The sequence below is a fragment of the Pseudomonas sp. OV546 genome, assembly GCF_900116845.1.
GTDB classification, from domain to species: domain Bacteria; phylum Pseudomonadota; class Gammaproteobacteria; order Pseudomonadales; family Pseudomonadaceae; genus Aquipseudomonas; species Aquipseudomonas petroselini.
Genome location: NZ_FPCE01000009.1, coordinates 40,675 through 54,110, shown reverse-complemented (window position 1 = coordinate 54,110; position 13,436 = coordinate 40,675). Strand labels below are relative to the sequence as shown.

Below are 13,436 nucleotides of genomic sequence, written 5' to 3'. Positions count from 1 at the left end.
CTTGTATTAATAACTTCGCGTGCCCCCTATTACCGGGACACCCTCCAGCCTGTTTTGTGTAATACCGACAACAGCGTGTCACCGCTCAGGCCGGGTACCAGCACACCTTGATCGGTGAGCATGTCCTCTCCGGCCAGGATCGCATTGATGATTGCCTCTTCCACAGCCTCGGCCGCGGCGCTGAACAGCGGCGAAATATGGTCGTTGTTGACCATCTGCAACGCGCTGCTGAAAGGCAGGCCCTTGCGTCCGTAATCCGCCGCTGGCAAATCCTGGTTGCCGGTGGCAAAGGCCAGGAACAGGTCACCGCTGGAATCCTCGGTACCGCCGCCGGTACGCGCAATACCGATCGACGCGCGTTGCGCCAGGCGCTGGCATTGGTGCGGCAACAGCGGCGCATCGGTGGCGAGGATCACCACGATCGAGCCCATGCCCGGCGTGCCTTGCTCGGCGAAGGGCGACGGAATGTCCATCAACCGGCGCCCCACCGGGTAGCCATCCACCCGCAGTTCCTGGCGCTTGCCATGGTTGGCCTGCACCAGCACGCCGACGGTCCAACCGCCCTGCTCCGCCGATAAGCGCCGCGATGCGGTGCCGATGCCGCCCTTGAACTCATGGCAGATCATGCCGGTGCCGCCCCCGACCGCGCCTTCCTGCACCGGACCGGTGGCGGCGTTGTCCACGGCTTCGCGCACATGCTCGGGGCCCACGTGCTGGCCCCAGATATCGTTGAGCAGGCCGTCATAGGTCTCCATCACCACCGGCATGCACCAGTACACCGCCGGGTCCGCCAGGCGCTCGCGCTCAAGGGCGATCAGGCTGTCGCGCACCATGCCGATGCTGTGGGTATTGGTGATGGCCAGCGGCGTGGTCAGCAACCCCGCCTCGCTGACCCATTCAAGGCCGGTGGCATCACCGTTGCCATTGAGCACGTGGTACCCGGCAAAGCACGGTTGTTGGCGTGACTCCCCTGCACGCGGCTGGATCACGCTGACGCCGGTGCGCACGTGCTTGCCATCGATACGTGTGTTCAGCGTGCTGTGGCCAACCCGCACACCGGGCACATCGGTGATGGCGTTCCATTCTCCAGGCGTGCCCAGCCCTAACGTAACCCCCAATTGACGTGCGCGCATAACCACTCCTTACAATTTCTGGAAGACCGGACTCGACCGGCCACTGATGCAATACAGGATCACCGACAGCGCCAGCAGGCCGATGATGATCATGATGTCCCGCACCGAAGCGGCGGCCACCAGGGTGACCAACAGGTAACCGGCGCCGAGTACCGCGAGCACCGCCGGCAACGGCCACAGCGGCATGCGATAGGGATGCTCGCGATCACGCAGCAATACCCGGCTCATCAAGGCGCTCAACGCCACCATCAGGTACACCAGCATGATCAGCAGCACGCTGAATGAGGTCAGGTCGGCCAGGTTGGAGCTGAAACTCAGCAGCGCCGAAGGAATCGCCAGGAACAGCGTAGCCAACCAGGGCGAATCCCAGCGTGGGTGAATGCGTGTGAACAGCGTGTTGATGCTCGGCGTCCACAGCGCATCGCGCCCGCTGCTGAACACCACGCGGCCGATCTGGATCACGATCGCCACAATCGCGTTGAACACCGACAGGAAGATTCCGGCGCTGACTAGCCGTGATAAGGTTTCATTGCCATGGCTGCTCAACAGGTAGCCGATGGGGTCCGGGCTGCTGATCATCGCGCTCAGGGACGGTGCGCCGATCAACAGTGCGGTGATTGGCACCAGCTCGATGATCACCACCAACCCCAGTGACCACAGCACCGCCTTGTGCACGCCTTTGCCGCCGCATTTCATGTCTTCGGCCAGCAACACCGCCGGGCCATAGCCGTTATAGGAAAACAGGCCGATACCCACCGCGCCGATCACCAGGGCCCACGGCGCCAGGTGCAGCACGCCGTTTTCGACGATCTGCGGTTGGAACAGCACGCTGGCCGGTTGCACCGGGTTGCCGAAGCCGATCACCACGATCACCAGCAACGCGGCGATTTCCAGCAACAGGCAGGTACCGGTGATCCAGGCATTGAGTTTGATATTGAGGATGCCCAGGGCGTAACTGCACACGACGATCACCAAGGCGACGGTCTGCGAGTCGAACCGGGTGCCGAGGGCGTTATTCAGGTAGGTCGCCGCGCCGGTGGCCAGTACCGGTGGGATAAACAGCAACATCACCAGCACCGTCAGAAACGTCGCATAGCCCGCCATGCCACCGAACACGCGCTTGGCGTACACATACTCACCCCCTGCGCTGTTGTGGGCGCGGCCGAGTTCGGCGTAACAAAAGGCAAACATCAGTGCGAGCAACCCGGCCATCACAAACGCCAGGAACACGCCGCTGCCGGCCTGCTGGATGGCAAAGGGCGCGATCACGAATACGGAACTGGCCGGCGTCACCGCCGACACGGTGATGGCCACTACATCGAAGACACTCAAGGTGGGTTTCAGCACGCTGTTGGGCGTGGGGGAAGTGCTCATATCGTTATCCTCTTTCGTTGTTCTTGGTGTGAGGCAGATACGAAAAGTCTGAGAGTCACGGGATATGTTTCCCGCTCAATGATGGCGAAGATAAACATTGGGCCTATGCCCGCCAATTCCCCTATTGGCGTACTCCCCTTGACGCGACCCGGCAAAAGCCGAACCCTTGCCCGATCTTTTGCTGGCGGGAGCCTGTCACATGAGCCTGTTTCGGGAGGTTGGGATGCACGCCGGCCTGGGCCGCACCGTCGCACACATCGGCACCGAGCGTTTCTGGAAACAGCTGGTGCTGCTGTTGCACCAGTGCCTGCCTTTCGATAACGCCCTGGCGATCTTCTACCCCCTGGAAGGACCGCCCCAGGCCCTGGAAGAATACGACGCCCAACCCAGCAGCAAACCGGCGTCGATGCTGGTGTACCTCAATGGCTTGTATTTGCTCGACCCGTTTTTCCAGGCGTGTCGCGAGGGTTACGCCAGCGGCGTGTACCGCCTGGAGGAAGTGGCGCCGGATCATTTCCGCCAGAGTGAGTACTTCCTCAATTACTTCCACGACAACGTGCTGGAGGACGAGGTGCAATTGATTCTGCAATTGCCCGGCGCGGGGACGTTGTCGCTGTCATTGGGCAGGCAGCGGCGCTTCAGTGTTGAAGAGACCGGGCTGATGACAACCATGGCCGCCTGGGTATTACCGCTGATGCAACAGCACTGGCAGCAAAGCACCCAGCGAGCACCGGCGATGGACAGCCAGATCAGGGATGCATTGAGCCAGTTCGGCTGTGGCGTGCTCTCGGACCGCGAACTGGAAATCGCCCGCCTGGTGCTGCGCGGGTTCTCGTCCAAGGCCATGGCCGAACGCCTGAATATCTCGCCGGACACCGTGAAAGTGCACCGTCGGCACTTGTACGCGAAGCTGGATATCTCGTCACAGCCGGAGCTGTTTTCGTTGTTTATCCAGTCGTTGGGGCATGATCTGGAGAATCCCTGACCCGTTTGTGGGCCGGTAGGTCGAACGGGCTTGGTGTGGTGAGTGGGTTTGGTGTGGTGATCCGGCTTGGTGTAGTGATCCGGCTTGGTGTGGTGAATGGGCTTCGTGTGGTGAGCGGGCTTGCCCCGCGCTGGGCTGCGAAGCAGCCCCAAGGCCAAGCACCGCGGTTTATCTGGATAACCGCGGCGACCTTATTGGGGCCGCTTCGCGCCCCAGCGCGGGGCAAGCCCGCTCACCACAACAAACGGGTTCACCACACCAAGCCGGCTAACCACAACAAGCGGGCTCACCCCAACAGCGGTCCGTTTACATCAGGCCTCAGCGGCCGGTGCGAATGGTGTTCCACACCCGCGTGCGCACGCGGTCGATATTCAGTGGCATGGCTTCCAGTGCGAACAGCTTGCCCATCATCTCGGGGCTTGGGTAGATCTTGGTGTCGGCCTTGATCGCCGGGTCTACCAGGCTGTCGGCGGCCTGGTTGCCGTTGGCGTAGTGCACGTAGTTGGTGATGTCGGCCATCACTTCCGGGCGTAGCAGGTAGTTCATGAACGCATAGCCGGCTTTCTCATTAGGCGCGTCGGCAGGCATGGCCACCATGTCGAACCAGATCGCGGCGCCTTCCTTGGGAATGTTGTAGCCGATGTTCACGCCATTCTTGGCTTCCTTGGCACGGCTTTCAGCCTGCAGGATGTCGCCGGAGAAGCCGACCGCCACGCAGATGTCGCCGTTGGCCAGGTCTGCGGTGTATTTCGAGGAGTGGAAGTACGCCACGTAGGGTCGCACGTTCATCAACAGGTCTTGCGCCTTCTTATAATCCTCAGCCTTTTTGCTGTGGTGCGGCAAACCCAGGTAGTTGAGTGCGGCCGGTAACAGTTCGGGGCCGTTATCCAGAATCGCCACCCCGCACTTCTGCAGCTTGGCCATGTTCTCGGGCTTGAAGATTAAGTCCCAGGAATCGACAGGCGCGTTGTCGCCCAGTACCGCCTTGACCTTGTCGATGTTGTAGCCAATGCCGGTGCTGCCCCACAGGTACGGGAAGCCATGGGCATTGCCAGGATCATTGTTCTCCAGGGCTTTGAGCAGCACCGGGTTGAGGTTCTTCCAGTTGGGTAACTGGCGCTTGTCGAGCTTCTTCAATGCGCCGCCCTGGATCTGCCGGGCCATGAAATGGTTCGACGGGAAGACCACGTCGTAGCCGGATTTACCGGTCATCAACTTGCCATCGAGGGTTTCATTGCTGTCGTACACGTCGTAGGTGAAACCGATGCCGGTTTCTTTCTGGAAGTTCTGGGTGGTGTTCGGTGCAATGTAGTCCGACCAGTTGTAGATTTTCACCGTCTCGGCGGCCTGGCTGACAGAGGCCACCAACATCAAGGGCAACAGGGCAATGGCTTTCATGGTTCGATTTCCTGGCGGTTTTAGGGCTGTTTTTATGGCAGGCGATCAAGGATCAAAGCGTTACAGAATCAATACGTAGGTCTTGCGCACGGTCTCCTGGATGTCCCAGATGCCGGTGCTGTTGGCCGGCAACATCAGTGCATCGCCGGCTTGTATGTGGACAATTTCACCGTTGTCCGGGGTGAAGGTGCAGCGGCCCTGGATAAAGTGGCAAAACTCCTGGGATTTGATCTGCCGACGCCAGCGCCCTGGGGTGCATTCCCAGATGCCGGTCTCGACGCCGTCGCTGCGCTCGACACTCAGGGTCGAGGCCACGGCGATGGGCTCACCCAGGGGCACCGCGACGGGCGACGAGTCCGGCAGGTGGGCGTTCAGCGTGTCTTTGAATTGAGTGATGCTCATGGGTTTTCCCGTGTGAGTGAAACGTCTTAGTGCATGAAGCCTTCCATGAACCCGGCCACGCCGGTCGCCAGCTTGCGGCGCCAAGGGGCGGTAGTGGGGTCGGCCAACACCTGGTCTTCGTGGACAAAACTGCGAATGATCGCGTTGTAGCCCAGCCAGCGGCAGGGCTCGGGCTCCCAGGGTTTGAGCGCTTCCAGGCCGCGTTCGCGAATCACCCAGGGCTGGTGAACCCGCGGGGTGTCGTGGCCCAGGATCAGGTCGGCCAGGGTGCGGCCGCCCAGGTGGGAGGCGCCGACGCCCTCCCCGCCATACCCCCCGGACAGCGCAATGCCGGTCTTGTGATCGCAAAGCATGTGCGGGCGGAACTGGCGCGACATGCCGAGGTTGCCGCCCCAGGAATGGGTAATCCGCACGTTCTTGAGCTGGGGGAAAAGCTCACCGAACAGGTAGCGACGCAGTTCCACCTCGCTGTCGGTCAAGTCGAAGTTGTGGCGCAGTTTCCCGGCGAACTGGTAGCCGCCGCGCGCACCGAACACCAGGCGGTTGTCCGCCGTGCGCTGGCCGTAGGTGACCTGGCGACTGCTTTCGCCAAAGGCCTGGCCGTGGCTCAGGCCGATCTCATCCCAGGTACTGGCCGGCAAGGGCTCCGTGGCGACGATCAGGCTTTGCACCGGCAGTTGGTAGCGACCCAGCAGTGGCAAGGTGTTGGCGTAGCCCTCCACCGCCGGCACCACCCAGGCGGCCCGGACAGTGGCCTTGGCGGTGCGCAGGCTGCCGGACTGCCAGTGGGTGACCGGGCTGTTTTCGTAAAGGGTCACGCCCAGGCGCTCAACCACCCGCGCCAGGCCGCGCACCAGCTTGGCCGGGTTGATGGTCGCGACGTGGGGCGCATAAATGCCGCCGTAGGGCTTGGCGATGCGGACCTGTTCGGCCAGTTGCTGCGGGCCGAGCCAGCGGTAGTCGGCTTCGGTCAGGCCCTGAGCGTAGAGTGTGTCCAGATAGCGGCGCAGGCTGCCTTCCTGCTCGGGGTAACGCGCCGCGCAGTATAGGGCGCCGCCCTTGCGGTAATCGCAGTCGATGCCTTCACGCGCCAGCACTTGGGCGACTTCGTCAGGGATGGCGTGCAACAGGTCAAACGAGGCGCGCCGTTGTTCAGGGTTCAAGCCGGCGAGCAAGCGGTCCTCACCCAGCAGGTTGCCCATCAGCCAGCCACCGTTGCGGCCGGAGGCGCCGAAACCGGCAGTCTGCGCTTCGACGATGGCGATTTTCAGCTCAGGGGCCTGGCGTTTCAGGTAGTAAGCGGTCCACAGCCCGGTGTAACCGGCGCCGATAATGGCCACGTCGACGTCCAGGTCATGCTCCAGGGCGGGCCGCGCGTGCAGCGGGTCGTCCAGTTGGTCCATCCATAAACTGATAGTGCGCCATGCCGGCATGCCAGGTTCCCCTACCTCGTTTCGATAGGGGCGATCCTAGAGCGCGGCGTTAAGGACTGTCTTGCGCGCGTGCACGCAGGGAAATTTGTTTGACGTAGGCCTTGGGCGATTGGCCTGTGTGCTGGCGGAAGGCGCTGTAGAACGCCGACAGCGAGTTGAAGCCGGCGGCAAACGCCAGGTCGTCAACCTTGATCGGCGCAGTGGCCCTGTCCAATGCGGCCAGCAAATGCTGGAGCCTCGCCTGGTTCACATAGCGATAGAAGCTTTGTCCCAGCACTTGGTTCAGCAGGTAGGAAATCTGATTGCGGCTGTAGCCACACTCCTTGGCAACCCGCTGCAGATCCAATTCAGGGTCCAGGTAGGGTTGCTTGTGTTCGAAATACTGCTGCAGGTCATTGGCCATATGCCCCAATTGCTGGGGCGACAGGCCCAGGCGGCTGACCGAAGGCCGCGCAGCCTGGGCCGGCTGCTCATGCACCAGGGAGGCGTATTCGTTGACCCGCCAGATCAACCCGTCGCGCACGGTGATGGCCTCGCTGGTACGGAACGACACCAGGCCCTGGCCGCCGCGCAAGGTAATGCGGTACTGGATGAACGCGGTATCGCCGTCGGCGCGGATGCGGTCGGTGTGCTCGATCGCCTCATCGGCCTCGCGGGGCATGCTGGCTTGCAGGTAGTCGCGCAATTCGGCGGAACCGACGACACGGTTCTGGAAAAAGTCGTGGTACTGGATGTCCGGGTGGTAGTAGGACATCACGCCTTCCAAGTCCCGATGGCGCCAACACAGGTGGTGGCGCAGCACCAACTCACGCGTGGCTTGGGATTGCTGGGAGTCATCGTCTGGGGCGATGTGTGGCATGGAAGGCTCGAAGGCGGTTAAACAACCGTGGAGATTGCCGAATTTTGCCGGAGCCTTCAACGGCTTATTGGCCCCTCAAGGATGATGGCCTTTTGCTAAAATGTACGCAGGTCATGACCCACATCAACCCAAGTGGAAACAACCGCTGAACGGGGTCAAAAAATTCACGTTCCGGTCTCGAACGAATGCTATTTTTAAGTTCTTCGATGCCACGACCAGTGAAGGTCATGGCCCCCTGCCGCGAGCTAAAGGAAGCGCTCAATGAACAAGGTGGGCAACATGAACAAAGTGACGTTCCCCAACGCCTGCCAGCTGATGCGCTGGCATTTTCATCCGATGGGTTTTGAAGCCAGCATGGACGCGCCCGGCAGTATGATCGCCCGCCTGTTCGACCGCGCCAGTGGCGAGACACTGATTGCCATCGCGGGCATCCCCTGCGCCACGGTGATGAACGCGGCTGACGTAGAGCGGATTATCGAAGCGGTGGAGGATGAATTGGAGTCGTTTGTACCGCCGCTGTCATTGCGGGCCTGAATTCAATCGTTCAAACAACACATATCCCCTCTGGGAGGTGGCAAGCCCCCTCCCATCGTTCAATGCCATTCACTCGCTAGCCGCGTTGATCATCAAAGAACGCTTTCCTGCCATCCACCCGCTCCGACGCCTTGGGCACGTTCACCGCCTGGCCTTCGGGCTTTTCCACATACCAATAGCAATGGCTCACCGCGCGGGTAATGCCCACGTAGGCCAGGCGCAGCACTTCGTCTTTTTGCGCGGTGTCATACGGCTCGCTGTCGCCGTCCTTGCCCAGGCCAGCCATGCGGTACACCTGGTTCTTGTAGGGCGAGCTGGTCACGTGCTGGCAATCCCCAAGCAAAAACACCGCGTCAGCCTGCAGGCCCTTGGCACTGTGATAGGTCAGTTGCTTGAGCCTGCGCGCCGGTGGCGGCAAGCTAGAATCCAGATTAACTACAGGCTGAATATGCTCTTGAATCAGTAGCTTATCGCTGCTTTTTCGATAAAGCATTAATACCGATTCGCCGCGTTGGTAATGCTCCGCCAACTGCCGTCCCAATGCCGCATCGTCCCGCTCCAGTACCTTGACCGGCACCAGCGCCTTGGGCGCCCCGCTGGCCTTGGCCTTCTTGCCAGGAATAGCCGGTGCGGCCCGCACGATATGCTCGGCGGCATCGATGATGTGCTGATGGCTGCGGTAGTTCTCACCCAGCATCACGCGGGTGGTGGCGGGTGACGGAAATTCCTGATTGAACGCCATGAAGTATTTGGGCGAACTCCCGCGCCAACCGTAGATCGACTGCCAGTCATCCCCCACGCACAGCAGCGACGAGCGCTGGGCGCCGCGACCGACGTGCATGGCCGGGCCACGGCTGCGGATCTCACGCAGGCTGGCGCGTAGCCATGAGACGATTTGCGGCGAAACGTCCTGGAATTCATCGATCATCAGGTGCGACAGCGGCCGCAACAGTGGATCGCTGAGCAGCTTGAGATTTTCCGGGGTATTTTCGCCGAACAGTGAAAACATGCGGTTATACGTCATGATCGGCGGCGATTGGTCGAGCAGGTGATCTTCCAAGGCTTTCCAGAAGATGCTCAGGGCTTCGAAGAAATAGCGGTCCGGATCATCCTTGGCGAAGCTCATCTGCCCAACTGCCGTGGGTACATCCAGCCCCAGGTTTTCGATAAACCCGGCGGCCATTACAAAACTGTCCAGCAACGGCGCCGAGGCCAACTCGCCTTTGACCTTGTAATCAAAGCCTGGCCCGGCGGTGGCATCCCCAGCCAGGCTGCTCAAAAGCCGCTTCGAAGATTCGTAACTATCAAGCCATATCAAAGGCTTACGACAGAAAGCTTGAAACAATGTGCGCTTAACCGCCCATTCTGCCCGTACAGACAGTTTTGAGTTGGGCCGGTTGATCTGGGCGTTTTCCCGTGAATCGAAGCCCAGCACTACCCAGGCGTCCAGTTCGGGAATATAGCCATGGCAGTGAAACTGCGCGCCATTGATCTCCAGGGCCCGGCGGTTGGGCTCAATGCCCTTGATCGGCCAGGCGCCCGCACGAAACCACAAGTCTTCGATCACATCGCAGAGCTCTTCGTCGCGCTTGGCCGCCAGCTCGGTCACCGCCACCCGTTTTTGCACATCGGGGTGATCGCGCTCCAGCTCCTTGAGCTGCAGGCCATGGCGCGCCAGCGGCGCAATCAGTTCACGAAAGCGCGTGTGCTGCCCGTGCAGCCGGTGATAGCAGGCATTCATTTGTTGGCGCTGGGCTTCGTTGATGCGCAGGTCGAACGGGTTGCTGTCAGCGTCTTCAAAACCGGTGTTCAGGTTCTCGAACGCTTGCAGACGCTCAAAGCCCGGCAGGCTACGCACCATGGGCAGGATGCGCGAGTGAAAGGTACGCACCACGCCCTGCGCTTCTTTCATATCAATGGGTTGGCCCCACACACTGAAAATCTGCATGAGCTTGCTGATGAAGTCTTTGCGTGACTCACGGGTAAAGGTCACCACCGTCATCGAGCTCAGCTCAAAACCCAGGTAATGGGTCAGCAGCAAAATACGCAGCACCAACGACGTTGATTTACCCGCACCGGCTCCGGCAATCACGGATGTAGAGGGCGTATCGCTGAAAATCATCTTCCATTGCGCCGTGCTCGGCTGGGCGTGGGCCGGTAGCAATCGCGCGACGTCAGCCTTGATGCGCTTTTTCAGCTCGGCGGTGAGGGGCAGGCGCCAATCATCGAACAGGCTGTCATCCACCCCCGGCGCACGGTGCTCCTCCGGGCGGAAGTCACGGATCAGCAGAACCTGCCGGCCCTGCTCGAGGCCGTCGGCCTTACCTTCGCGATAGCCGTACTCTACGCCCGCCTCGTGCCCGCTGCGAAAACCGTCAGCCTGCCCGTGCAACCAGGAAAACCGGTGCTGGGCGCGCAAACGGGTCAGGCCATGGCCGAACAGGCGCGCGGCCAGGCGTTTGAACAGAGGCATCTCGGCCAGGGGGCGCAGTTCGGGAGGAAGATCAGGCTTTTGTTGCGACACACGGACTCCTGCGACGAGTTGGGTTTTTGCAAGTGCGCCATGGTCGCCGGAATCGACGCTCAGTTCCAGCCAATTGCTTTGCTGTCATGCAGTTAGGCGATGAACTGAAAGTCAAAACGCCATCAACCAATCTAATCCACTGATAGGAATTAGGCATTTTTTACGCTTTTTATCGATCATGACCTGCCGGATCATAGGCGCCATCAACAGGAGACGATCATGCTTGAACTTCGACCTTTCACATCCTTGGGCGGCGCCCATCATGGCTGGCTTGACGCCCATCACCATTTCTCATTCGCCGAATACCACGACCCCAAGCGCATGCACTGGGGCAACCTGCGGGTCTGGAACGACGACATCATCGCCCCCGGCACCGGTTTCCCGCAGCACGCTCACCGCGATATGGAGATCATCACCTACGTACGTGAAGGTGCGATCAGCCACGCCGACAACCTCGGCAATAAAGGCCGCACCGAGGCCGGTGATGTGCAGGTGATGAGCGCAGGCACGGGGATCGCCCACAGCGAGTACAACCTGGAAGCGGCGCCGACCAAGATCTTCCAGATCTGGATCATTCCAAACGAAGCCGGGCTCCCACCTGCCTGGGGCGCCAAGCCGTTTCCGAAAGGCGATCGCGAAGGTTTTGTGACCCTGGCCAGCGGCAAGGCCGGGGACAGCGAGAGCCTGCGCATTCGTGCGGATGCACGCTTGGTGGCAGCGAACCTGAAAGCGGGGGAAAGTGCTGAATACCGGCTGGACAGCGGGCGCCGTGCCTACCTGGTGCCGGCGACCGGTGTGATTGAAGTCAATGGCTTGCGTGCACAAGCTCGAGACGGTGTTGCGGTGGAGGATGAGCAGGTGTTGCGGGTGACGGCGATTGAAGACAGCGAGATTGTCCTAGTCGACTTGGCCTGACCTTGTAGGGGCCGGCTTTTGTGGCGAGGGAGCTTGCTCCCGCTGGGGTGCGAAGCGCCCCCAAAAGCCGAATCCAACTGCGCTATCGAGCGGGAGCAAGCTCCCTCGCCACGAAAAACCGCCCCCCCATTGTATACAGCGGGTTTTCAGTTAGCGCTGATAGCACCGTCTACCAGCACCTGCGCCTCTTCCACCAACTGCTTGAGGTGATCTTCGCCAATGAAGCTCTCGGCGTAAATCTTGTAGATATCCTCGGTCCCCGACGGCCGTGCGGCAAACCAGCCGTTTTCGGTCATCACCTTCAACCCGCCGATTGCCTGGTTGTTGCCCGGCGCGTGGCTGAGGATCTGCTGGATGCTTTCCCCGGCCAACTGGGTGGAGGTCACTTGGTCCGGTGACAGCTTGCCCAGCAAGGCTTTCTGCGCCGGGGTGGCCTTGGCGTCGACACGGATCGCGAACGGTTCGCCCAGGGCATCGGTCAGGCCACGGTAGATCTGGCTGGGGTCCTGGCCTTTGCGCGAGGTCATTTCTGCGGCCAGCAGCGCCGGGATCAAGCCGTCCTTGTCAGTGCTCCAGACCGTGCCGTCCTTGCGCAGGAACGACGCGCCGGCGCTTTCTTCGCCGCCAAAGCCCAGTGAACCTTCAAACAGGCCATCGGCAAACCACTTGAAGCCGACCGGCACTTCGTACAGGCGACGGCCAATACGCGCTGCCACCCGATCGATGAGGCCGCTGCTGACCACGGTCTTGCCCACGGCTGCGTCAGCGCGCCAGTCAGGACGGTTCTGGAACAGGTAGTCGATGGACACGGCCAGGTAGTTGTTCGGTGCCAACAGGCCGCCGGACGGGGTAACGATGCCGTGACGATCGTGGTCCGGGTCGCAGGCGAATGCCACGTCGAAACGTTCCTTGAGGCCGATCAGACCTTGCATGGCGTAGCTGGAAGACGGGTCCATGCGGATCTGGCCGTCCCAGTCGACGCTCATGAAGCGGAACGTGGCGTCGACTTCGGTGTTCACGACCTCCAGGTTCAGGCGGTAGTGCTCGGCAATCGCCGACCAGTAGCGCACCCCTGCTCCGCCCAGCGGATCCACGCCCAGGCGCAGGTCTGCGCTGCGGATGGCGTCCATGTCGATCACATTGACCAAGTCAGCCACGTAGCTGTTGAGGTAGTCATGGCGATGGGTGGTGTCGGCCTTGAGTGCCTGGGCGTGGGTCATGCGTTTGACCCCGGCCAGTTTGTTGGCCAGCAGCTCATTGGCCTTGGCTTCGATCCACTTAGTGACATGGGTGTCGGCCGGGCCGCCATTGGGCGGGTTGTACTTGTAGCCGCCACTCTGCGGCGGGTTGTGCGACGGCGTGATGACGATGCCGTCGGCCAGGCCGCTGGTGCGGCCACGGTTGTAACAGATGATGGCGTGGGAAATCGCCGGGGTCGGTGTGTACTCATCGCCCTCCGCCAGCATCACGTGCACGCCATTGGCGGCCAACACTTCCAGGGCGCTGGCGCCGGCAGGTGTCGACAGTGCGTGGGTGTCCAGGCCAACAAACAACGGGCCGTTGATGCCCTGGGCTTCGCGATACAGGCAGATGGCTTGGCTGATAGCCAGCACGTGCCACTCGTTGAAGCTCAGCTCGAACGAGCTGCCACGGTGGCCGGACGTACCGAACGCCACGCGCTGGGTGGAGATTGCTGCATCAGGCTGGCCGGTGTAGTAGGCCGTAACCAGTCGCGGGATATCCACCAGCAACTGGGCTGGCGCCGGTTTGCCCGCAAAAGGACTGATTGTCATGCATAAACCTCGGAAAGAAGGATTCGGAAAAAAATGGCAGTTTACTGAGAGTTGGACTGCTGCGCGACGGTATCGATCCTATAGCA

At 61.1% G+C, this 13,436-nt stretch carries 11 protein-coding genes; 3 read left to right on the top strand and 8 right to left on the bottom strand.

Annotated elements, in window-relative coordinates:
• Positions 1–29 precede the first annotated feature (29 nt).
• Together BM403_RS20345 and BM403_RS20340 are read right to left on the bottom strand one after the other, a co-directional pair.
• Positions 30–1,133, bottom strand: coding sequence for a DmpA family aminopeptidase (locus BM403_RS20345; protein WP_093544406.1), 1,104 nt, complete (start codon positions 1,131–1,133; stop codon positions 30–32).
• Between the two features lie 9 nt (positions 1,134–1,142).
• Positions 1,143–2,507 carry an APC family permease gene (locus BM403_RS20340; RefSeq protein WP_012724323.1) on the bottom strand — a complete coding sequence of 455 codons (1,365 nt, stop codon included), beginning with the start codon at positions 2,505–2,507 and terminating at the stop codon, positions 1,143–1,145.
• 199 nt (positions 2,508–2,706) lie between these two features.
• Between BM403_RS20340 and BM403_RS20335 the strand changes: the two genes are divergently transcribed.
• Positions 2,707–3,492, top strand: coding sequence for a helix-turn-helix transcriptional regulator (locus tag BM403_RS20335; RefSeq protein ID WP_012724324.1), 786 nt, complete (start codon positions 2,707–2,709; stop codon positions 3,490–3,492).
• A 318-nt stretch (positions 3,493–3,810) separates the two neighbouring features.
• Here the strand turns inward: BM403_RS20335 and BM403_RS20330 are convergent, their stop codons facing one another.
• Genes BM403_RS20330 through BM403_RS20315 form a run of 4 tightly spaced genes read right to left on the bottom strand, consistent with a single transcriptional unit; the run spans position 3,811 to position 7,584 of the window.
• The gene (locus BM403_RS20330; protein WP_093544404.1) at positions 3,811–4,890 is read right to left on the bottom strand and encodes a polyamine ABC transporter substrate-binding protein; all 1,080 of its coding nucleotides are present in this window, start codon (positions 4,888–4,890) and stop codon (positions 3,811–3,813) included.
• A 60-nt stretch (positions 4,891–4,950) separates the two neighbouring features.
• Positions 4,951–5,292, bottom strand: a complete 342-nt coding sequence (locus tag BM403_RS20325; RefSeq protein WP_012724326.1) for a cupin domain-containing protein — start codon at positions 5,290–5,292, stop codon at positions 4,951–4,953.
• Between the two features lie 26 nt (positions 5,293–5,318).
• The gene (locus BM403_RS20320) at positions 5,319–6,725 is read right to left on the bottom strand and encodes an NAD(P)/FAD-dependent oxidoreductase (RefSeq protein ID WP_093544401.1); all 1,407 of its coding nucleotides are present in this window, start codon (positions 6,723–6,725) and stop codon (positions 5,319–5,321) included.
• A gap of 49 nt (positions 6,726–6,774) precedes the next feature.
• Positions 6,775–7,584, bottom strand: a complete 810-nt coding sequence (locus tag BM403_RS20315; protein WP_093544398.1) for a helix-turn-helix transcriptional regulator — start codon at positions 7,582–7,584, stop codon at positions 6,775–6,777.
• A gap of 261 nt (positions 7,585–7,845) precedes the next feature.
• Between BM403_RS20315 and BM403_RS20310 the strand changes: the two genes are divergently transcribed.
• Positions 7,846–8,118 (top strand): DUF1652 domain-containing protein, encoded by a 273-nt coding sequence (locus BM403_RS20310; protein ID WP_003217129.1) that lies wholly within the window; start codon positions 7,846–7,848, stop codon positions 8,116–8,118.
• Positions 8,119–8,194: 76 nt separating this feature from the next.
• Here the strand turns inward: BM403_RS20310 and BM403_RS20305 are convergent, their stop codons facing one another.
• Complete coding sequence (locus BM403_RS20305) at positions 8,195–10,642, bottom strand: UvrD-helicase domain-containing protein (RefSeq protein ID WP_093544395.1); 2,448 nt, start codon at positions 10,640–10,642, stop codon at positions 8,195–8,197.
• Between the two features lie 219 nt (positions 10,643–10,861).
• Between BM403_RS20305 and BM403_RS20300 the strand changes: the two genes are divergently transcribed.
• Positions 10,862–11,557, top strand: coding sequence for a pirin family protein (locus BM403_RS20300; protein ID WP_046036303.1), 696 nt, complete (start codon positions 10,862–10,864; stop codon positions 11,555–11,557).
• A gap of 146 nt (positions 11,558–11,703) precedes the next feature.
• Here BM403_RS20300 and pgm read toward each other — a convergent pair whose 3' ends face one another.
• Positions 11,704–13,350, bottom strand: coding sequence for a phosphoglucomutase (alpha-D-glucose-1,6-bisphosphate-dependent) (pgm, locus tag BM403_RS20295; RefSeq protein WP_012724331.1), 1,647 nt, complete (start codon positions 13,348–13,350; stop codon positions 11,704–11,706).
• Positions 13,351–13,436 lie beyond the last annotated feature (86 nt).